Here is a 21,120-nt window from a genome sequence, read left to right on the forward strand (position 1 = left end):
GGGTGGGTCAATTTTAAATGCAATTGGTGGGTCAGTTATTAATGCAATTCAACACTATTAGCAATCAATTTCTCTTAAATGTTGTGGATGCCACCTTCAATTTTCCAGAATAGTGTTCATGGAACACAATTTACTATTTCATTTTACTGAATAATTAACTGTTATTTAGTCTTTCAAAACCATACTCTAGGTAATAATTTTGTTACCTGTAGATCAGGTAAGTAAAAGCTGTGATGGCTTAGATAATGCATTTTCAGATGAAGTGGCAAGCTAATTTATAAGTGCCAAACATATAGAAAACTGATATTGGATCGTTACGTTATTAAGCATGAGTCTACGCATTTCCTAAACATATTTTTGATTGATGTGTAAGAAATGAATGACTGGCACGACTAACGATTGCTTAGTGCAATTTCCCAATTTTGGGATTTAACTTTTAAATAATCAAATCAGGAGATTTTCATGACTTTTCAACACACAAAATTAGCTTTAATTGTCGGAGCACTTCTTTCAACAGTAGTTTTTTCTAATTTTGCATCTGCGGATGCGATGGTAGGCACAGGTGGTTACAACCGTGAGATGCACACGATGGGCATGATGAAAATGATTGATGCCAATGGTGACCATATGGTTTCACAAGACGAGTTCACTGAATTCTACGGCTCTCTTTTTGACATGTTAGATGCCAATAAAGACGGTGCTCTTGACGCTAAAGAATGGGTCGGTGTTAAAGGGCATACTGCGTTAAGCATCACTACTGGGGGTTATGCAAATCAACTACGCACCATGAAAATGATGGGTAAGATGGATACTGATGGCGACCATAATGTTACCAAAGAGGAGTTCCTAAGTTTCCATGAAGCCGCCTTCAAAACCATGGACAAAAAAGGTAATGGCATCATTGATGCACAGAATTGGTTAAGTAAACATGCTGGTTAAGTTATGACCAACACCACATACAAGGTCGGCTTTTAATGGACCTGTATGTGGCTTTAAGAAAACTAAGCATTATTTTTTAATAAATAATTAAAATTAGTTGTAAGTAAATGATTCACAGCACGACCAACGATACAGAAACCTAAATTAGATTTTCTAACTTTTGAGAAGAATTAGTTTATAACTTAAGAGAGGCTAATATTTTATGCAAATATCTCTTCATCCGCGCTATGTAAGAATATGCCATTGGGTCAATGCATTAGCTATATTTTTGATGGTCACAAGTGGCTGGCGAATTTACAACGCTTCACCTATTTTTAACTTTCTATTTCCTAAATCCATAACAATCGGTGGTTGGCTTGGAGGTGGAATACTATGGCATTTTGCAGCGATGTGGATGTTAGTAATAAATGCATTGATTTATTTGATGGTAAATATTTTATCTGGTCGAATGCAATCCAAATTCCTTCCGCTTTACCCCAAACAGTTGTTCACTGATTTACGTAATGCACTTTTATTAAAACTTCAACATTCTGATATTACCCATTACAACGCTGTTCAAAAAGCAGCTTACTTATCTGTAATGCTTGGGATTTTCATAGCTATTATTTCTGGTTTAGCCGTATGGAAGTCTGTGCAATTTCCACTTTTAAGAGAGTTAATGGGTGGATATGACAATGCTCGAGTGGTGCATTTTTTTGCAATGACATTCATTGTTTCTTTTGTAATGATTCATTTACTAATGGTGGCATTAGTACCAGCAACACTTAAAACCATGTTGTTCAGCCGTAAACAGGTCATTCAACAAGGAGCGGACAAATGAGCAAACGTTCACCTAATGATTTAATAGATACAAAATATCTTATCAAGCAAGTCGAGAAAGAACTAGAGAGCTCTAGCCGAAGATTGTTTGGTAAACAAATACTCAGCCTTGGTAGTTTATCTCTCCTTAGCGGTTGTGCGCTAACTGATGGAGATTCAGCCGAGAAAATGCTTGTGTCTGTATCGCGCTGGAATGACAGAGTACAAGCTTTTCTTTTTGATCCAAATAAATTGGCCCCAACTTATCCAGAAAGCATGATTACAAAGCCATTTCCATTCAATGCTTATTACGGTGAAGATGAAATACGGGATGTTGATGGCACTAGATATAAATTGGAACTTGGTGGCTTAATTCGAGAGCGTAAGCCTTGGACCCTGAGTCAGCTTGCCATGTTGCCGCAAACGAGCCAGGTTACTCGCCATATATGTGTTGAAGGATGGAGTGCTATTGGCAAATGGGGTGGAGTTCGATTTTCCGACTTCCTTAAAATGGTGGGGGCAGATACTACTGCAAAGTATGTCGGTTTTAAGTGTGCTGATGACTACTACACAAGCATCGATATGCCAACAGCGCTCCATCAACAAACCTTACTTACGCTGACCTTTGCTGACCGGATTTTACCTCGTGAATATGGCTTTCCAATGAAATTACGAATCCCTACAAAACTAGGTTTTAAGAACCCAAAACATATTACAGAGATATACGTAACAAATGATTATCCCGGTGGTTACTGGGAAGATCAAGGATATAACTGGTTCGGCGGTGCCTGAGCTTGTTTTTTGGCAATTTTGCCTATTTTAAAAGTGGAGTAATAAATCATGTCTAAATTATTAAGTGTTTTACTAGCAGCAACTTTAACATTCTGTATTTCAAGCTCATTCGCAGACGAAATGAAAAAAGATGAAATGGCAAAAGAATCTATGTCAAAAGATAATATGGCTAAAGACGGTATGAAGAAAGATGAAATGAAAAAAGACAAAATGATGAAAAAAGATCACATGTCTAAAGATTCAATGAAAAAAGATGGTATGAAGAAAGATGAAATGGCTGGTGACGACATGAAAAAAGAGGAAATGAAACACGAGTAATTCTAAGTAACTTAAAACAGGCTCATTTATTCATTTGTGAGTCTGTTTTCTGGCTATAAGTATGACACCTAGTTCAATGCTGGGTCAGCACGAAGTCGTTCAATTGCCATATCTAGAAAAGTTCGTGCTTTTCTAGTTGCATGTCTACCTTCGTGATGCACTACATGTACAGGTAGTGCTGGCGGTTCAAATTCACTCAATACAACTTTAAGTTTCCCATCACGCAATTGATCCGATACCTGATAAGACATAAGTCGAACAAGGCCGAAACCACTTTCTACAGCCGCTACAGCTGAATCGTTAGTAGATGTTGTTAGTCGTGGTTGAAGTTTTATGATACTTGGAACTCCATTTACCATTAGTCGCCATTCCTGTGTTGGTGTCACTGCACTTGCCGATATAATCACATGTGATTGAAGTTCATCAGGAGCTTTTGGAATGCCGTGTTTTTCAAGATACTTAGGAGAGGCACAAATTATTCGACGCACATGACCTACAAGTACAGCCTGCAATGATGAGTCTGGCAACTCACCAATTCGCACAGCCACATCCATTCCCTCATCTATCATGTTAACCACTCGATCCAAGAATAAACAAGAAGCGCTCATTTCTGGGTAACGTTGTAGATAATCAGTAATAATGGGGGTAATAAATTTAGCTCCAAAAAGTACGGGGGCTGTCAGCGATAGTCGGCCGCGGGGACTGCTATTTATACCGCCAACCGACTCATCAGCTTCGGTGACTTCAGCTAAAATTCGGCGGCAATCTGTGACATAACGCAGTCCTGCATCAGTTACGCGAACGACCCTTGTAGTTCGAGTTAATAAGCGGACACCAAGGTGGGATTCCAGCTCGTTAATTGCTCGAGTTACTGCTGGGGGGGATATGCTGAGTTTGCGTGCAGCACCAGCAAATCCATTGGTATCTACCACAGCTACAAAGATGTTAATTAAATGTAGTTTATCCAAGACTTTTTTCCGGCCTTAATTTTGTGTCATTTCGCAATGACGGTTTAAATGTAGTATGCGTATACTGATCTGAATCAAGCTGATATAAACATTCCAAACTATCCATCGTATTTCACTTTAAGTCGGACAAATGCTTTTATAGCATTAAGTCGATCTTGCATAATTGTTTGAACATGTGGACGTGATTCCATAAGTTGCATGTAGCTGCTTATATCTGGTAAAACTTGTTCAAGTATATTTTCATTGTAGATTTTCTTGGTTGCTAATTGGATCATTGTAAAGTGTACAAAAGCTACACAATCGGCGGCTGTGAACGTAGCCCCCAAAATATAGGGTGAAAACTTTGATATTTTAGTTACTGCTTCAAGCCCCTTAGTGAGTCTATATTTAACGTCCAGTTTAGTTTCATTCGAAACACTACCCCCAAAAAAAGACTCTTTATACAAACGGCGAGCTACCCATTCACAATTTAATTCTAAATGTTGAATAAGCTCTCTACATTTAGCTCTCTGGAATAGATCAAGAGGAAACATAGGTAATTCTGGATAAAGGTCTTCTAAATAATCCAAAATAACTTGGGACTCAGACAAACTACCGTTTCCTGTCTCGATATACGGTATCTTTCCTAGCGGTGAGGATTGACCTAATAGCTCTTGTTGCCAGGGATAAACCAACTTCTCTTCAAACGATATGTCTTTCTCGAGCATTATCAATTTGAGTTTATTGTAGTAATTGCTAACCCCGAAACCGCACAAAGTAATCATCCGAATATCCCTGCTACTTTAGAAAAATGCTGTGTTTATCTAGTATCTGAAAGTGTCTCATACTTTATAGGATTACGATAAATTGTGACAATAATGTCCCCCATTTAGCTGTGATTAAATATTTGGATAGAACAGTCTATTTGGACTAAGACTGTTTCTGGAGATGTCTAAATCTGTTGCAGTACAAATAACTCAATCTTTTCTCATTCGAAAAATATAACTTCATTATTCCACCTCACGCAACTATGAATTACATATAACGTATATTCCGAATTTTAGTGGGTTCAATGATACTGCTGTTAGCCCGGCGCAAATTGCAATGGTCAAATCCTCAGGCTCCATGAGAAACCAACATGAACCGTATTAGTATTATTGATCATAAAAATGCCAATGCCGAACAAAGGAAAATGCTTAACAGCATTCAATCAAGTCAGGGAATCGTGCCAAACCTTCTCAAGGTATTTGTTAACTCTCCAGTTGCATTAAAAGCATTCCTTGGCCTGCAAGGAGTATCAAATGCGGGATCACTTTCTCCCCAGACTAGGGTACGTATTGCATTAGCTATAGCAGAACAGTACTCAAGTGAATACTGTTTATCTTTATATACAGTTTCAGGACGAAGAGTCGGTCTTACAGGAAATGAGATGACCTCGAATCGTAGTGGATCAAGTGAGGATGCACGGGCTTCAATAGCCATTCGATTAGCATTGAGTATCTCAAAAAATATGGGGGATATTTCAACTTTTGAGCTAATCGAGGCTCGCGAAGCTGGATATAGGGATGCTGATATTGTCGAAATTATTACTCATGTTGGCATGCATCTACTAGCAAGCATGTTGAGCAAGGCTAGCAATATCGATATTGACTCACAAGATGTGCAGCCGATCTACACAAGTCCAACTATAACAAAATCGGAACCTTCACCATGAATCTTGCTTATTCTAAGACAAGTTTAACTCCAGTTACACACTCCTTACATGCAATATTGGCTAGCAAGTTAAGCTCTAATGATTATGTGCGTGATATTCAACTACAGGATTTATCGAGTAGTCTAAATTTTAATATCATTAACGATGCAACAATTACACATATACACCAAATTGAACCAAATAAAGTCAATCATGAATTTGTCGAACTAATAGTCGCAATGCGGCCTATGCTGGAAAGAGTGGCTAGACTCAAGCTTCGCAATAGTGCATGGGCGGAAGATGCTGTTTCGGACACCATAGTTGCTGCGTTGGAAAGGCCAAGTGCATATTCAGGTCGTTCGATGATGCGTACTTGGTTAGTGGGAATCCTAAAAAACAAAATTGTTGATCAAATTCGTCGCCACACACGTGAATGCCAGAGCATTTCTTTCGAAGATGATGTGGATATTAGTGACTTTATGCCTACTAATGAAAGTATTGAGGACGACTTGCAAGCCAAATGGAGCAATCCAGAAGAAAGTTTAAGTAAACTACAATTCATTGCTAAACTGAATCTATGTCTTAAAGAAATACCCGTGCAGCAAGCAAATGCGTTCATTTTGAAATATGCACTAGATAAAGACACAGATGAAATATGCGATGAACTTAGTATTACTACAAACAACTTAAATGTAATGCTACATCGAACTAAAGTTCAGCTACGCATATCGATGCAAGTTCAGTACTTATGAGCTAAAGCTATATTAATAATTATTCCATTTAAAGGAATTATATATTGCAATAAAAGGATATTCTTCTAATTTATGTAATTGGCTATAGTAGATCCATTCGCTAGAACTAACGTGAATAAACTAAACTTTAAACATATAAATGGAGAATTATCATGGCTAGACTTGTTATACCATCTGTAGAGAAATCACCAGAAGCTTCTAAACCTTTGTTAGATGCTGTAAATAAACAATTAGGAATTGTGCCAAATCTGATGAAACTTGTCAGCAACAGCCCCGCTGCCCTTGAGGGGTATTTATCATTGAATGCTGCTTTAGGTAAAGGCGTATTGCCAGTAACTTTACGCGAAAGAATTGCACTTACAGTTGCAGAGTTTAATGAATGTGAGTACTGCTTAGCTGCGCATACATATATTGCCCAAAATATTGCTAAAATTGATGTAAATGAAATTGAAGCAGCCCGCAGCGGAACATCTAGTGATCCAAAAACTGAGGCCGCTTTGCATTTTGCATATCGTGTTGCATCACAACGCGGTAAAGTTATTGATCAAGATTTAAGAACATTACGTGATGCTGGTTTTGATGACGCAGGCATTGTTGAAATTGTGTTGAACGTAGCCCTAAATGTACTAACTAACTACATAAATAATGTGGCTCTAACGGATGTAGATTTCCCTAAAGTCCAACTTAAAAAAGTAGCTTAATTAGAAGTATACGCTTGCTAGTGCACATAGATTACCAGCAAGCGTTGAACGCAACTCATGAAAATATTGGCTATTTCAGGTAGTCTTAGATCTAAATCACATAATACTGCCTTATTGCAAACTGCGATGCGCGTTGCGCCAGTAGATATTACTATAGAGGTTTATACTGACCTCGGTCACCTGCCACTAATTAATCCTGATTTAGAAACTATACTCCCTCCAATAGTAGCTATATTACGTAGTAAATTAATGGAATCGGATGCTGTGTTAATAGCGACTCCAGAATACGCTCATGGTATTACGGGATCTTTAAAAAATCTTCTGGACTGGATGGTTAGCTGCGAGGCTTTTGTAAACAAACCAGTTGGACTGTTTAATACATCGCCTCGGGCAGTTCATGCTCAAGCATCACTAAGAGAAGTTATTTCAGTAATGTCAGCTTTAATTGTCACAGAAGCATCTGTAACTTTGCCAATACTAGGCTCAAAATTGAATGAAAAAGAGATGATTTACGACCCAACCATTACGACAATGCTAATTAAGGCACTTAGTGCATTACAGTTATTTACTATTCAGCAAAATTTAGAAATAAAAATCTAACTAAAGTCGTTTAAAACTTAATATGGCAATTATAGGCTGACTTTATGTCAGCCTATAATTCGATCCACTGAGGAAAACCGTTATTTACAAACCTAGATCACTCAACCCAGGGTGATCATCTGGACGACGCCCAAGAGGCCAGTGAAACTTACGCTCTGACTCATTGATTGGTAAGTCATTGATACTTGCAAAACGCTTTTGCATTAATCCGTTTTCATCAAACTCCCAGTTCTCATTTCCGTATGATCGGAACCAATTGCCATTTTGATCGCACCATTCATACGCGAAACGAACTGCAATTCTGTTGTTTTCGAATGCCCATAATTCCTTGATTAAGCGATACTCGACTTCATTTGCCCATTTACGAGTTAAAAATGCTTCAATTTCCTCTCTTCCGTGTGGAAATTCAGAACGGTTGCGCCAAACACTATTTAATGTGTAGGCAAGAGCAACACGTTTGGGGTCACGACTATTCCATCCATCCTCAGCCATTCTTGCTTTCTGAATAGCTGTTTCACGAGTAAAAGGGGGTAGAGGTGGGCGAGTTTCATTAATAGTATTCATAGCATTTCTCCTATTCAATAAATTATGTTGATTAACATTATTATTTCTGTTGCATGAGCTCTCGAAGCCGTTTGTTTTCATCTATTAAAGGTTTTAAAACGTGTTCTAACTCAGCTTCGGTATAACGTCTAGTGATATGCTGTGGGCAGTTCCATTCGAAGGCTTCAACTTTAATTAAAATCCCTCTTTCTACACGCGCTCGATAGCCTGGAACTTCAAGGCGAGCAATTAATTCAGGCTCATTCTCCTTATGGATAATATGTGTTTTACCCCATACCTTAAGACGCCTTCGATTGGGATAATCCATTAAAATAAGTGAAATACAGTTGTTAAAATTTAAGTTTCCAACACTAATGTACTGCCTATTCCCCGTGAAGTCAGCATAACCAATCGTGCTGGAATCTAACACTCGTAAAAATCCTAAGGGGCCGCCTCGATGCTGCACATATGGCCACCCAGACTCGGAAACAGTAGCTTGATAGAAGCTATCGCGTGACTCGATAAACGTAAGCTCACGTTCATCCAACTCACTGCTTAGTTCTTCCATTTGTTCATAGCCTCTATTACGCTCTCGACTGCCGTATCGACTCTGAGCAGCTTTAACGCTATCAGTAAAGCAAATATTGGAAAATGCATTGGACATTGTAAAACCTTATCTTTTTCCACGGAAAACTGAAGCTACCTCGGGAATTTTCATTTATTCTTTCAACTTAAATATATATCAAAGTAGAAACGTCTACGACAATTCTGACAGATAATACTAATGATAAGAATATCTATAAATTGCAATATACAATTCCAAATAATGGAATTGTATAAATGGATATTTTCGCTTTAATTATTAAATAAAATGAAATGGTATAAGGTAGTTTATATTTTATTGGTCGAGCAAATTGCTATTGAACTTCAACAGATCGGATTTGAGTGGATAATGCAGACTGACGATTTAGGAAAAAATCGTGAAGTAATTCAGAATAGTTTGAAACCACAGCGCTCTTGACTGAAGGACGATCAGCTAATCTTCGCCTCCAAGCAGATACCTTGGGAAGGTTATTAAAAAAGCCAAAATCTTTGATTACTTCAAGCGTATCAAAGTATCGAAAAACTGGACCAAAGACGGCATCTACGATAGAAAATTGGATTCCATTAAAGTAAGGCTGATCGTTAAGGACTGCCTCAATATGCTCAAACTTTGCTCTAATTTCAACGACTTTAGCTTCTAGCAACAAATTATCAGTTGCATTATAAAAGCCACCAATGGAGTTTAATATTGATGATCCAAATTCCATCCATGCACGATTTTCCGCACGTTTTAGCGCATCTTCTGGGTGCATAAAAGGATAATGCGAGTCTTCAAGATATTCACATATAACGGATGATTCAAATATTGGACTTTCATTTACAAGCAAGACTGGAGTCTTGCCAAGAGGTGAAATCTTTAAAAACCAATCAGGCTTATTTGCAAGATCAATATCTTTTCTCTCAAATGAAATGCCTTTTTCATTAAGTACAATTGCCACACGTTGAACATATGGACAAAGTTTGTGACTAATTAGTGTTAGATGTTGTGACATAACTTTCTCATAACTTTAAAAATACCTTAACCATCCAAGATATTAATTTAATATCATTTAACTTTCGTTTTTACGCAATTCTTACAAGACTACGTTACTTAGTTTTACGGGATGATCAAGATAATATTTCGGAAATAGATGCTTTAAGTTTTCTACTTTAGGTAAGTCATTTATTACAATGTAGGAATAGTTTGGATTGTTAATTAAAAAGTCCTGATGATAATCCTCAGCCGCATAAAAACCTTTAAAAGGATCAACTCGAGTAGCAATAGCATGTGGATATACTTTAGATTTGTTTAACTGTGCAATATAAGACTCAGCAATATTCTTCTGAGACTCATTACTGTAGAAAATTTCCGATCGATACTGAGTACCTGAATCTGGGCCTTGCCTGTTCAGTAAGGTTGGATCATGAGCTACTGAAAAGAAAATGTGCAGTAGCTGACCATATGTCACTTCGGCAGGATCAAAGGTAATCCGAACTGACTCGGCATGCCCAGTTGCTCCTGTACTTACTCTATTATAATCAGCACTACTCTTGTCTCCTCCAGCGTATCCTGCCACCACCTTACGTACACCTTTAACATGCTCAAAAACACCTTGAACGCCCCAAAAGCAGCCACCAGCTAAAACTGTAGTTTGAAGAGTTCCTGTGGCCTTTTGATTATCAATTGTAGGAGGAGCAATAATCGTTGGTGCCTCACCTGCCTTTAAATGCGGTTGCCATAAAGTGTAAATTGCGCCGATTACTATTATAGAAATTAGTTTTTTATTCCAACCATTTTTAGTGAATAACATTGATTACTCCTTAAATCATATAAGTGTTAAATTGACGTCAGCCGTTAAGTTCTTGGAATGAAATTCAACGCCACAGAATTCATGCAATAACGCAAGCCTGTGGGTTGCGGCCCATCGTTAAATACATGTCCAAGATGAGCGTCGCATCGGTGGCACGATATTGCATCGCGTTGCATACCAAGGCTATTATCTAAGCTCTGTATTACATTAATTGATGATATGGGCTTCCAGAAACTAGGCCAGCCTGTACCAGATTCGAATTTCGTTTTTGAGTCAAAAAGAGCAGTATTACAACAAATACAGCGGTAAACTCCATCAGCGTGATTGTTCCAATACTTACCAGTGTATGGTGCTTCTGTACCGGCACGACGAGTTACTTGATAAGTTAATAGCGGCAATTGAACACGCCAATCAGCATCACTTTTAACCACTTGCGGCAAACGAACGACACCTTCACTTTTCCCATTTGTCGAGAAATTCTCTATTGATAGCTCTTGTCCAGGTTTAAGGTTAGAACTACTATCTGCAAAAGCATTAGCTATCAATGTGTTGGCCACTGTTGAAACCAAAACATACTTGAGTAAATTTCGACGGGTAATAAATTTCTTTTCAAGCGACTGATCTATGGTTTTGCTAATTGGTTTCGACATCATTTTTCATCCTAAGGTAACAATAGGTAATTCTTGATTACCTTCCTTTGTCGGCGGATGCGGTTAAAACTTACAGATGCTTAGGAATATTTTTTATAGATAAGATTGTGAGTAGTTAATTGAATGTAATTTTCTTTTACGCAATTGCATTCAAAAAGTATCAGAAAATGTCCCTAAATAGCCATAGCACTGATTTTGAATGTCAGCTATTCTACGTTTGCCTGCTTCGGCATACGACGAAATCCACCAGCCATGCGGTTCCAAAAATTGGCCAATGATATGGATATACTTAATTCAACAATTTCTAAATCTGAAAAGAATTGTTTCATCGTACTGTATTCAGTTTCTCCCGCGTGGGTTTGCGCAATGTTCGTCAGTGATTCAGCCCATGCTAACGCTGCTTTTTCACGCTCATCAAAGAAAGGTGACTCTTTCCAGACAGGCAAACTGTCAAGGCGTTGTTGTAATTCACCAAGTTTTCTAGACTCTCTAAGATGTAAATCTACACAATAAACGCATCCGTTGACTTGCGAGACACGCGTTTCAACTAAGGCCCGTAGCTTTCCATCAATAGTGAACTGCTCAAGCCCTTGAGTAATATTGCGCATTTTTGTAATAAGTTCTGGCGAATGTAAAAAGTAATCAATACGTGACATATATGTTTAGATTTAGTAATTTTATGAAATGAGTTTAACTAAAGAATTTGCTGCTCAATTTCATCTAAGTAAATAAAGTTAGGCGCTTTGACGCCAGCTTTCTGTCTTATTTGAATTAACTCAGGTGATTCAAAAAATCGCCGAGCGTTTTCTAACGTAGACCACTTGGAAAAATGCACAATATTATTTGCATCACTTTCATAACGTAGTAATTGGTAGCTTATTTCACCAGCTTGTTTTCTCATTACTGCAGCTTGATCAAAAATGGCCTTCCAAGCAGGGTATGACTCCACCTCATGAATAATTAGTACGTGATGCACATTAGCCTCTACTGTTCATTTTTAATTTACTAGATGCCAATCTAGCTAGGACTCCTTCGGTAGCACCCTGGCCTGGCTGAACGGTGACGTTTTCATAAGTAATGGCTAACAAACTCTGCTTGTCAGTGAGTATAGGTTCTAGCAATTTGCCAGTTAGGCGATCGGCTAATTGAACATAAGCACCATTAGGCGCCAAATGCTGATTCCCCCATTTGGTTAGCGTAACCAGTACTGGAAAAAAATCACGACCCTTCTCAGTCAAGATGTATTCATATCTTTTTGGCCGCTCTATGTAGATGCGTCTTTCCAGCAAGCCATTTTCTGTTAAGTGCTTAAGTCGCCGTGTCAGACTGTTAGTTGCAATTCCCAAACTGTTCTGGAATTCATCAAACCTTGAAAGTCCGAGAAATGCATCGCGCAAAATTAAAATACTCCACCATTCTCCTACACATTCTAGGGCTTGCGCTGCCGAACAATCCATTCCTTTGAAGCTGGTATGTTTCATATTGAAAATAACTTTATCTTATTAACTTTCATTATGCAAGTTACAAATTAAATGTCTTCCTAGAAACAAGTGAAACTCATCAACAGGAATGTCTCTAATGGGCTCTGATCGAATTTTATGACCGTCTACTGTCGGGCTTTATAATCGCATTTCTTCAAAGCCGCCACTGAAAATCTTCACTGCCGACCCAAACCGGAAGTTCATTTATCAAGCTTAACCGGCAGGAGGATGGGACTAAGGTTTCAGTAATTTTGATTAAGAAAGAGAGTTTGCTAATGTGTAGAATTAAGGCTTGAAGGTCTGGGAATTTGAACTCAAGGCCGAAGATACGTGCTCGACAAACGCCCTTACCTTGGCAGAATGTTTGCGTTCGGGTGGACTTACGAGATGTATTGGAGATTGGGGTGACTCCCAGTCTGGCATAAGTCGCACAACTTCCCCACTTGCCAACTCAGCGTCGAATAACCAAGTGGGCGCAAAGCCAATGCCCATTCCTGATAACACGGCTGAGCGTTGCACCTCGCTGCTGTTGGTTTGAATGTGCCCCTCAACACGAATACTCTTGTTGGTTCCCTTCGCCACCGACGCACCTATTCCAGCTGTGAATGTCCATAAATTGCTACTAGAGGACCCTATGTAAACTATACATTCGTGCTTATATAGGTCTTCCGGATTAACGGGGAGTCGAACACCTTCGGGAAGAGATAGTAGGTAGTCGTGGTGGGCGAGTAGCATGCGATGCGAGGTGCCAATTCGCCTTGCGATGAGCCCACTGTCGGGCAAATCCCCAATTCGAACTGAAACATCAACCCCCTGTTCAACCAAGTCGATAAATCCATCATGCAGGCGCAGGTCGATTTTTACATCGGGGTGCGCCAATAGAAATGACTTCACCAAAGGCATTAACTTCAAACGGCCAAAACCGACCGAGGCAGCAATACGTATCCAGCCCCGTAGTTGCTCTTCTCCTTTAATTAGAGCAGATTCGGCCTCCGCAATTTCAGCGACCAATCTTCGGGCCTGCTCGAAATAGCGCTTACCCTCTTCGGTCAAGGCAAGAGACCTAGTCGTTCTGACAAGCAGTTTTGTCCCCAACTCTCTCTCCAATGCGGCCACCTGCTTGCTTATTGCGCTTTGTGTGGCACGCAATTCGTCTGCCACGGCGGAAAAACTACCCGACTCGACCACTCTCACAAAAGTTTGCATAGCAGAAAGTTTATCCATAACCGCCCTATATATTCTTTTTACTACTAATTGATAGTATAAAAACTAGTATATATCAACCAAATGGAATCTGTCAAAGTAGCGTCTTCGATCAACTAGGAGGTGAGATTAATTTCTTCTGGTATCGGAGGTGTAATTATATACATTTAAATTTTATTAATACCAACTATTAAAGATAGGAAATAAAAATGGCAAAGTTCGCGTTTTTTGTTGATTTGAAGGCTATACCTGGAAAGGAATCTGAAGTTGAAACGTTTCTAGAGAAGGAGGCTTCGCTGGTGAGAAAGGAGTCTGGAACGCTGAGTTGGCATGCAGCTAAAGTGGAAGGTGAGCCTGGAGTATATAGAGTCTTTGACACTTTCGATACTGAAGCTGCACGTGAGGCTCATATGAATGGTGAGGCTGGGCAGGAGTTCGTGGCGAATGCGGAGAAATACTTCGTGGAAGCAAAGATTCAAAAGCTTACGATCGTAGCTCAGAAGTAAGATATTTGGGCAGCGCTTCGAAGTGAGACAAGTGCTATTGGATCGCGAATCTCGATAGATTTTTGCCCTCAGCGATGGCCTCATGCAGGCGTTGCCCAAGTTTTTTGATAAGTACAATTAACACAGAAAATCCACGACATCACAGTGATGGTCATTCAACTTGGTTATTGGACGAATGCTTTCGCAGTCCTATCAGCGAATTGCCCATCAAAACAAAGTCACAAAGGAGATATTTTATGCAACTCGAACAAACGCTTGCCGAACTAAAAGATAAGTTCGCGAGAATCCTTCCGGAGAGCGCTTCCGCTACAATGGAGGGTCATATGGAATTCCTGCGCGAAAGCGGAGCGGTTGACAGGATCCTCAAGCCTGATGCGAAGGCACCCGAATTCATTTTGAGAAACCAACACGGCGAGGACATCTCGTCTATTAACCTAATCAAGAAGGGTCCGCTTGTAGTAAGCTTCACCCGCGGAAGCTGGTGCCCATTTTGCTCAGCAGAAGTTCGCGCGCTTAATGAAGTGTATGACCAGTTTCAGCAGGCTGGCATCGAGCTCGTCGTACTTTCTCCACAAAGCTTTGATAGAACTCAAAAGCAGGCGACGACCGAGAAGCTGAAATTCAATTTGCTCGTGGATAAGGATAATGTGATCGGCAAGGCCTTTGGATTAGTTTACACGTTCCCTGAGGACCTGAAAAATGTATACCTCAACGTATTGAAGTTGGACATTCAGGCTGCGAATGAATCGAGTGGCTGGCAACTCCCTATCCCAGCCCGCTTTGTCATCGACCACAGCGGCGTTATTCGCGATTCGAAAGCGAACCCAGATTATCGTTATCGTCCTGAGCCTTCGGAAGTGTTAGACATCGCAAAGCAAGTCATTAAATGTTCTGCATTTTCAAACTTACTTTAATTGGAACTTACTATGACCACACTTTTTGATTCAATTTCTATTGGTGATTTGACCCTTTCTAATCGGGTGTTTATGGCGCCACTTACACGTAATCGGGCAGGACCCGATGGTGTTTCTGGAAATTTAGCGGCGACGTATTACGCCCAACGCGCCACGGCTGGGTTAATTATCACTGAAGCAACTCAGATTTCTCCTATGGGTAAAGGTTATAAAGATACTCCAGGCATATATACAGAAGAGCAAGTGTTAGCTTGGTCGCGGGTGGTTGAATCGGTCCATGCTGTTGGTGGAAAGATATTTCTCCAGTTGTGGCATGTCGGTCGAATATCTCACTCAAGCCTCTTACCGGATGGTACACAACCGGTTGCGCCTTCAGCGATTCGAGCACGTAGTCAAACTATAACAAATGAAGGTTTCGTCGATGTATCTGAACCGAGGGCACTGACTCTTTTAGAGATAAAACAAACAATTGACGATTATGCCGTTGCAGCCTCAAATGCAAAGAAGGCAGGGTTTGACGGCGTAGAGATTCATGCTGCGAATGGTTATTTGATAGATCAGTTTCTTGAATCGACAACCAATCACCGCCTTGATCTCTACGGTGGCAATGCCGAGAATCGTACACGATTTCTTTGCGAAGTGGTGGAAGCTGTCCTTAGCGTTTGGGATGCATCTAGAGTGGGTGTTCGCCTCTCACCATTCGGCACATTCAATGACATGTCAGATGCGAAACCTGAAGAAACTTACCTCCGCGCAGTAGATGACCTCAATCAGCTTGGATTGGGTTATTTGCATATCGTTGAACCCGACCCTAAGTATGTCACAACGACGGACACACAGAAATTTCTTTTTCAGAAGTTACGCAAACACTGGAAATCCGTGTATGTCGTAAATGGGGGGTATGACTTGGCTCGTGCAGAGAGCGCCTTGTCCAGCGGCTACGCAGACGCGGTATCGTTTGGCCGGCTTTTCATCGCGAATCCCGATCTGCCTGTGCGCCTAAGTCTCCATGGACCCTTGAACGTCCCAGATACTGAGACCTTTTATGGCGGTGGAAATCGTGGCTATATCGACTATCCGAATTGGGTTAACGATAATCCATCTAATCTCTAATAACGCGAAGAGTATAACTTGATTATTAAGTGTTTAATTTCAATTCAAATGATTAGCTATCATTAAATAGTTCATGAAATTTGTACTTTTTAAGTAAGTTAATAGCCTGCAGTATAATGGTACCTATGATTCAGTTTGTTCACCCGAATTTAGAAGATATAAGCCTTGCTAGCGTGCTTGGCGCGCTAGCCGACCCTTTGCGCCTGCGTATTGTGGGCAATTTACTTAATAAAAATGACTGTATGTCTTGCTCTGAAGCATTGCCTTGCCCAAATATGGAAAAATCTACACTAATGCACCATTTTCGTATTATGCGTGAGACGGGTCTAATTCCCACTGAAAAAGTTGGTTTAGAAAATCGCATTGTTTTGCGCACTTTTGATATTAAGATGCGCTTTCCGGGCTTGCTGAATGAAATGATGAAGTATGCCATATCCTAGCGCTCCTTCTTTAATTGCCTTCTGTGGCAGCCTCTTAGTCAAAATGGTACAAAAATGATCTCAGACCACACTAATGCCATCGCTATCGCGGGGCTAAATAAAACATACGAAACCGGCTTTCATGCACTCGATAACATTAATTTGGAAATCAAACGCGGCGAGATTTTTGCACTGCTCGGCCCTAACGGTGCTGGGAAAACGACTCTGATCAATGCGGTATGCGGTATTGTGCGACCAACCAGTGGCACAATCACAGTGGCGGGCTACGATATCATTACACAGTATCGTCAAGCGCGCTCGACATTAGGCTTGGTACCACAGGAACTGACGACCGATGCGTTTGAATCGGTTTGGAACACGGTTACGTTTAGTCGGGGTCTATTTGGAAAGCCACGCAGTCCGGCTTACGTTGAAGATGTTTTGAAACGCATGTCACTATGGGATAAAAAAGACGAGCAGATTCGCCGGCTTTCCGGCGGCATGAAACGGCGCGTGATGATTGCCAAGGCGCTATCACACGAGCCAGAGATTTTATTTCTAGATGAGCCATCAGCCGGGGTAGATGTTGAGCTGCGTAAATCAATGTGGGCGCAGGTGCGCTCTTTAAGCGAAACAGGCGTAACCATCATTCTTACCACGCATTACATCGAGGAAGCACAGGAAATGGCGAATCGTGTCGGCGTCATTAACAAAGGCAAGTTGATACTCACCGAAGATAAAAACACGCTCTTGCGAAAAATGGGTAAACGCCATATGGTGTTCGCACTGCGCGATCCGGTTTCGGTCATTCCTATGGAATTGTCAGCCTATCCGCTAACACTTGAAGATGACGGTAGCAAACTGGTACTTGCCTATAATGATCAAGATGACAACGACATTTCGGAAGTGCTGGATCACCTGAAATCCAGCGGCATTCGACCACGAGATATCTATAGCCGTCAGAGCAGCCTCGAAGATATTTTTATTCAATTGGTGGAGGCTTAAATGAATTATCGTGGCATCCTCGCGATCTACAAATTCGAAATGGGGCGCACCCTGCGCACCGTAGGCCAAAGCATAGCTTCGCCGGTGATTTCTACCGTGCTTTATTTCATCGTGTTTGGCTCGGCGATTGGCTCACGAATGCAAGCAATAGATGGCGTGCCATATGGCGCATTCATCGTGCCGGGATTGGTAATGCTTACAGTATTGGGGCAAAGTGTATCTAACGCATCGTTTGGTATTTACTTCCCGCGTTTCACCGGCACTATTTACGAAATCCTCTCAGCGCCACTTTCCTTTATCGAAATCGTGCTGGGCTATGTGGGCGCTGCGGCCACGAAGTCAGTGATTATCGGCACCATTGTCTTGGCTACTGCAGGATTTTTCGTGCCATTGCATATCACTCATCCATTATGGATGGTGTTTTTCTTGGTGATGACTTGCATCACATTTAGTATGCTCGGTTTTATCATCGGAATTTGGGCGGATGGATTCGAGAAACTACAGCTCATCCCGCTACTGGTAATCACGCCGCTGACCTTCCTTGGTGGTAGTTTTTATTCGATCAATATGCTGCCTCCTTTCTGGCATCAGGTATCACTGGCCAACCCTGTCGTTTATTTAGTGAGTGGGTTCCGCTGGAGCTTTTTTGAGAAGGGCGATGTGAGTTTAGAAACTAGTGTCATCATGCTTCTTACATTCAACGCACTCGCGCTGGCTATCATAGGCTGGATATTTAAAACCGGCTACCGCTTAAGAAAATAACGCGTGTTTAACTGTCAAAGCCCTAACGCAAAAAATGCTGATAAGATTCTAGACGAGTCTTTATGGCTTATTTTCGACGTCAATAGTTAGCAATCATCAGCAAAGCCTTTCCTATGACGTAAACGTTGGCTAGGGGCCCAAAGGCTCTCAAATCTAAAGTCCGTTATTTGGAAGCTTGAAAGCTGACTGAACTAACTTATGAAATCGACCAATGCAATCAGTGATGTTTGAATTATTAAAAACTACTACTTTTCAGGCCTAATTTATGAAACGGTGAATTGCCTCGTTGGCGTTATCTTGAAATAAAGTATTTTTCAAATCAGTAAAAAAAGTGCTTTGGTCAACCACGTCACCTGATAACTTACCCTGTTTGCTGGCATAAAAAACGCCACTTTTATAGCGTTCATCCGAAATGGCATCTACAAAGCGTTTTGCTCCTACTTCCAGCGTATGCACCATTCCGCCCATCAAAGGAAATACAATAGGCATCATCAAATACTTCAACATAAACCGCATTGGCGGGGGAAGACTATTTGGCGCCTGAGTTCCTTTTGTATTGCCTGGGCTCACAACAATAAACTTGAGCTTAGGATATTTTCTTGCCATTGATAACGCCCACATGGTTGCTGCATATTTGACATATGCGTATGCCTGCAATGCATCGAACTTCTTACCAAAATATGATCCATCAAGAACAGAAGCAAACTCATCTACAGAAGAAGTCCTCATCGAAACTGGTTTTATTCCAAGCATCTTTACTCCTGGAACAGCTTCCGCACTAACTATTAGAACTGCTTTTCTTAACTTATCACGTTTAATTAATTCCTCCACTAAAATTACATTACCTAAAATATTCGTAGCAGCTAATTCATTCATACCGGAAGACGTAAAATTCGCAGCCGTTTTCCCAATTACTCCACCAGCATTTAAAATTATTGCATCGATAGGTTCCTTTATTTCTTCTACTGCTTTCCTTACAGAATTTGCATCAGTAACATCCCCAATAATAATTTCAAAAATCTTTTTCCCAGTTTTCTCCTCAAGGTCTTTTTTTGCTAACTCTGCTCTCGCTTGATTTCTACAAAAAAGAAATACCTTTTTTGTTTCCTTTTTCAATGCCAACTGTCGGGCAGTCTCTTTCCCAAGCCCAATATTTGCTCCAGTTATTAATATACTTTCGTTCATGTTTTCTATCCTTTTTAGGTTATTAATGAGCGGTCGTTTCCTTTAACCGAGCCAAACTGCGCCCGGTGACGATGGACTGGCAGTAGACCTTAGCGGCGAGCAGGCTGGCTGCCGCATAACCGACTACGGAGGTGGCGCCAGTGACGAGAGCGATAGAATGGTTCATAATTTGTTCCGTGGTTAGGGTTAAGCTCGAACCAAGCCCGCCTGTGAAGTCAGGGCCGCCTTGCTAATTTCGAACTATTTAGTTAGAATATATTGGTGCACCGAGCGCTGTCAAGGAGTTTCTAACTAAATGTTTCAAAATACTGTTAAACCTTGTGGGAGACCACGTAGCTTCGACGAGGGGCGTGCGCTAGAAATGGCGACTCAGGTGTTCTGGTTGAAAGGCTACGACGGAGCGACGATCGACGATCTCGTTGCTGGGATGGGTGTGGGTCGGCCAAGCCTGTATGCCATCTTTGGGAATAAACAGACATTATTCTTGCGCGTTCTTCAGGCGTATACGGAAAAAAAGGGCGCGCGCGTTACGCAAGCACTCCTCTCGCCGCAGACCCTTCGCGACTCCCTCGCCAGTTTCCTGAGATCCGCCGTCGAAAGTGCGACCGAAGAAGGCTCCGCCCAGGGATGTCTCGCATTATGCGTTGCCCCGCTCGTGAACGATGTTAAGGTCCAAGAGATCCTACAGAACGCAATGGCTGGCGTCACGGCGCTAGTAGAACATCGCTTCCGGGACGGGGTCAGCACGGGAGAAATCCCGCCTGACTTTCCTGTGGCCGTTCGCGCAAGCCAGCTCATTGATTTTGTTCGTGGCCTGACCATGCGTGCATTGCTAGGCATCCCGCGCAAGACTCTTCTCAAAGATGCCGAGGAAGCGGTCGACTTAGTGCTCCTGCCACGGGGTGGAAATGCGGCTCCTAAAGGGATGTTTAACGAAAGATGTTAAATTGCATCGATTATTGACCCACGTAACGATACTAGTCTACTCACAACCTGTGCAGGAGACAAGGAGTAATACTTTACAGAGCGTCCGCAAATGCCTAACTGCCGATGCTGATAGCGGGAAGAGAATCACAAACAAAAAAATATCGACCGCATAAATCCTTCTAAGCTATGGGTGATTGTGAACATAACGAATGAATTAAGGAATCTGTACAAAAAGAATATTCATATGCGCATTATTCCGTTTTTTGATGTGAACGGCAAGTCGAAGGTCTCTTATGGGCCCAAAGCTGACACCCAATGGTTGTCAGCTTTTATAATATTCAAATACATTTGAAATATTTAAATTGTGTTCTTTCAGCCAGGAAACATTATGAATAGTTTGAGCAGGGTAATTTCTTTAGTATCAAATATATGCTCTTGTAGTTGTTTAACGATCTTCATTAAACTAGAGCCAACTAACT

General features: G+C 41.0%; 27 protein-coding genes. 15 read left to right on the plus strand and 12 right to left on the minus strand.

The window, feature by feature from the left end; translation table 11 throughout:
• The first annotated feature begins 462 nt into the window (after positions 1 to 462).
• The 4 genes from PSU72_RS00400 to PSU72_RS00415 all read left to right on the plus strand — a co-directional run bounded on the left by PSU72_RS00400 (position 463) and on the right by PSU72_RS00415 (position 2,847).
• Positions 463 to 939: an EF-hand domain-containing protein gene (locus tag PSU72_RS00400; RefSeq protein ID WP_300429516.1), complete on the plus strand. Its 477-nt coding sequence runs from the start codon at positions 463 to 465 to the stop codon at positions 937 to 939.
• Positions 940 to 1,141: 202 nt separating this feature from the next.
• Positions 1,142 to 1,759: a cytochrome b/b6 domain-containing protein gene (locus PSU72_RS00405; RefSeq protein WP_300429517.1), complete on the plus strand. Its 618-nt coding sequence runs from the start codon at positions 1,142 to 1,144 to the stop codon at positions 1,757 to 1,759.
• Positions 1,756 to 2,529, plus strand: coding sequence for a molybdopterin-dependent oxidoreductase (locus tag PSU72_RS00410; RefSeq protein ID WP_300429519.1), 774 nt, complete (start codon positions 1,756 to 1,758; stop codon positions 2,527 to 2,529). The genes PSU72_RS00405 and PSU72_RS00410 overlap by 4 nt, the downstream gene beginning before the upstream one ends.
• A gap of 48 nt (positions 2,530 to 2,577) precedes the next feature.
• Positions 2,578 to 2,847 carry a pentapeptide MXKDX repeat protein gene (locus PSU72_RS00415; RefSeq protein ID WP_300429520.1) on the plus strand — a complete coding sequence of 90 codons (270 nt, stop codon included), beginning with the start codon at positions 2,578 to 2,580 and terminating at the stop codon, positions 2,845 to 2,847.
• 68 nt (positions 2,848 to 2,915) lie between these two features.
• Here PSU72_RS00415 and PSU72_RS00420 read toward each other — a convergent pair whose 3' ends face one another.
• The gene (locus tag PSU72_RS00420) at positions 2,916 to 3,815 is read right to left on the minus strand and encodes a LysR family transcriptional regulator (RefSeq protein WP_300429522.1); all 900 of its coding nucleotides are present in this window, start codon (positions 3,813 to 3,815) and stop codon (positions 2,916 to 2,918) included.
• A gap of 98 nt (positions 3,816 to 3,913) precedes the next feature.
• A complete protein-coding gene (locus PSU72_RS00425; protein WP_300429524.1) occupies positions 3,914 to 4,579 on the minus strand; it encodes a glutathione S-transferase in 666 nt (221 codons plus the stop codon).
• A gap of 353 nt (positions 4,580 to 4,932) precedes the next feature.
• Between PSU72_RS00425 and PSU72_RS00430 the strand changes: the two genes are divergently transcribed.
• The 4 genes from PSU72_RS00430 (at position 4,933) to PSU72_RS00445 (ending at position 7,540) form a co-directional block, all read left to right on the plus strand.
• The gene (locus PSU72_RS00430; RefSeq protein ID WP_300429526.1) at positions 4,933 to 5,508 is read left to right on the plus strand and encodes a carboxymuconolactone decarboxylase family protein; all 576 of its coding nucleotides are present in this window, start codon (positions 4,933 to 4,935) and stop codon (positions 5,506 to 5,508) included.
• Complete coding sequence (locus PSU72_RS00435) at positions 5,505 to 6,239, plus strand: sigma-70 family RNA polymerase sigma factor (RefSeq protein WP_300429529.1); 735 nt, start codon at positions 5,505 to 5,507, stop codon at positions 6,237 to 6,239. Before PSU72_RS00430 ends, PSU72_RS00435 begins: the two co-directional genes overlap by 4 nt.
• A gap of 152 nt (positions 6,240 to 6,391) precedes the next feature.
• Complete coding sequence (locus PSU72_RS00440; RefSeq protein ID WP_300429531.1) at positions 6,392 to 6,940, plus strand: carboxymuconolactone decarboxylase family protein; 549 nt, start codon at positions 6,392 to 6,394, stop codon at positions 6,938 to 6,940.
• Positions 6,941 to 6,997: 57 nt separating this feature from the next.
• Entirely contained in the window at positions 6,998 to 7,540 is a 543-nt protein-coding gene (locus PSU72_RS00445) for an NADPH-dependent FMN reductase (protein ID WP_300429533.1), read from the plus strand.
• A gap of 84 nt (positions 7,541 to 7,624) precedes the next feature.
• Here the strand turns inward: PSU72_RS00445 and PSU72_RS00450 are convergent, their stop codons facing one another.
• The 9 genes from PSU72_RS00450 to PSU72_RS00490 form a co-directional block, all read right to left on the minus strand.
• Positions 7,625 to 8,104 (minus strand): nuclear transport factor 2 family protein, encoded by a 480-nt coding sequence (locus tag PSU72_RS00450; RefSeq protein WP_300429535.1) that lies wholly within the window; start codon positions 8,102 to 8,104, stop codon positions 7,625 to 7,627.
• A gap of 40 nt (positions 8,105 to 8,144) precedes the next feature.
• On the minus strand, positions 8,145 to 8,747 hold the full coding sequence (locus PSU72_RS00455; RefSeq protein WP_300429538.1) for a pyridoxamine 5'-phosphate oxidase family protein: 603 nt from the start codon (positions 8,745 to 8,747) through the stop codon (positions 8,145 to 8,147).
• A gap of 253 nt (positions 8,748 to 9,000) precedes the next feature.
• Complete coding sequence (locus PSU72_RS00460; RefSeq protein ID WP_300429541.1) at positions 9,001 to 9,678, minus strand: glutathione S-transferase family protein; 678 nt, start codon at positions 9,676 to 9,678, stop codon at positions 9,001 to 9,003.
• Between the two features lie 81 nt (positions 9,679 to 9,759).
• Positions 9,760 to 10,476: a peptide-methionine (S)-S-oxide reductase MsrA gene (msrA, locus tag PSU72_RS00465; protein WP_300429543.1), complete on the minus strand. Its 717-nt coding sequence runs from the start codon at positions 10,474 to 10,476 to the stop codon at positions 9,760 to 9,762.
• Positions 10,477 to 10,520: 44 nt separating this feature from the next.
• Positions 10,521 to 11,129 carry a peptide-methionine (R)-S-oxide reductase MsrB gene (msrB, locus tag PSU72_RS00470; RefSeq protein WP_300429545.1) on the minus strand — a complete coding sequence of 203 codons (609 nt, stop codon included), beginning with the start codon at positions 11,127 to 11,129 and terminating at the stop codon, positions 10,521 to 10,523.
• Between the two features lie 203 nt (positions 11,130 to 11,332).
• Positions 11,333 to 11,782, minus strand: coding sequence for a carboxymuconolactone decarboxylase family protein (locus PSU72_RS00475; RefSeq protein WP_300429547.1), 450 nt, complete (start codon positions 11,780 to 11,782; stop codon positions 11,333 to 11,335).
• A 38-nt stretch (positions 11,783 to 11,820) separates the two neighbouring features.
• Entirely contained in the window at positions 11,821 to 12,102 is a 282-nt protein-coding gene (locus PSU72_RS00480) for an antibiotic biosynthesis monooxygenase (protein WP_300429549.1), read from the minus strand.
• A 1-nt stretch (position 12,103) separates the two neighbouring features.
• Positions 12,104 to 12,607, minus strand: a complete 504-nt coding sequence (locus PSU72_RS00485; protein WP_300429551.1) for a helix-turn-helix domain-containing protein — start codon at positions 12,605 to 12,607, stop codon at positions 12,104 to 12,106.
• Between the two features lie 285 nt (positions 12,608 to 12,892).
• Positions 12,893 to 13,831, minus strand: a complete 939-nt coding sequence (locus tag PSU72_RS00490; RefSeq protein WP_300429553.1) for a LysR family transcriptional regulator — start codon at positions 13,829 to 13,831, stop codon at positions 12,893 to 12,895.
• Between the two features lie 188 nt (positions 13,832 to 14,019).
• Here PSU72_RS00490 and PSU72_RS00495 point away from each other — a divergent pair, with 188 nt between their 5' ends.
• The 6 genes from PSU72_RS00495 (at position 14,020) to PSU72_RS00520 (ending at position 18,529) form a co-directional block, all read left to right on the plus strand.
• Positions 14,020 to 14,316, plus strand: a complete 297-nt coding sequence (locus tag PSU72_RS00495; protein WP_300429555.1) for an antibiotic biosynthesis monooxygenase — start codon at positions 14,020 to 14,022, stop codon at positions 14,314 to 14,316.
• Positions 14,317 to 14,552: 236 nt separating this feature from the next.
• A complete protein-coding gene (locus PSU72_RS00500; protein ID WP_300429557.1) occupies positions 14,553 to 15,230 on the plus strand; it encodes a peroxiredoxin-like family protein in 678 nt (225 codons plus the stop codon).
• A 12-nt stretch (positions 15,231 to 15,242) separates the two neighbouring features.
• Complete coding sequence (locus PSU72_RS00505) at positions 15,243 to 16,343, plus strand: alkene reductase (RefSeq protein WP_300429560.1); 1,101 nt, start codon at positions 15,243 to 15,245, stop codon at positions 16,341 to 16,343.
• A 125-nt stretch (positions 16,344 to 16,468) separates the two neighbouring features.
• Positions 16,469 to 16,783: a helix-turn-helix domain-containing protein gene (locus tag PSU72_RS00510; RefSeq protein ID WP_300429561.1), complete on the plus strand. Its 315-nt coding sequence runs from the start codon at positions 16,469 to 16,471 to the stop codon at positions 16,781 to 16,783.
• Between the two features lie 54 nt (positions 16,784 to 16,837).
• Positions 16,838 to 17,767 carry an ABC transporter ATP-binding protein gene (locus tag PSU72_RS00515; RefSeq protein WP_300429563.1) on the plus strand — a complete coding sequence of 310 codons (930 nt, stop codon included), beginning with the start codon at positions 16,838 to 16,840 and terminating at the stop codon, positions 17,765 to 17,767.
• Complete coding sequence (locus tag PSU72_RS00520) at positions 17,768 to 18,529, plus strand: ABC transporter permease (RefSeq protein WP_300429565.1); 762 nt, start codon at positions 17,768 to 17,770, stop codon at positions 18,527 to 18,529.
• Between the two features lie 258 nt (positions 18,530 to 18,787).
• Here PSU72_RS00520 and PSU72_RS00525 read toward each other — a convergent pair whose 3' ends face one another.
• Entirely contained in the window at positions 18,788 to 19,714 is a 927-nt protein-coding gene (locus tag PSU72_RS00525; RefSeq protein WP_300429567.1) for an SDR family NAD(P)-dependent oxidoreductase, read from the minus strand.
• Positions 19,715 to 20,009: 295 nt separating this feature from the next.
• On the opposite strand from PSU72_RS00525, the gene PSU72_RS00530 reads away from it, so the two are divergent.
• Entirely contained in the window at positions 20,010 to 20,660 is a 651-nt protein-coding gene (locus PSU72_RS00530) for a TetR/AcrR family transcriptional regulator (RefSeq protein WP_300429570.1), read from the plus strand.
• The last annotated feature ends 460 nt before the right edge of the window (positions 20,661 to 21,120 follow it).

The sequence above is a fragment of the Methylotenera sp. genome (genome assembly GCF_029945535.1).
Classification (GTDB): Bacteria; Pseudomonadota; Gammaproteobacteria; order Burkholderiales; family Methylophilaceae; genus Methylotenera.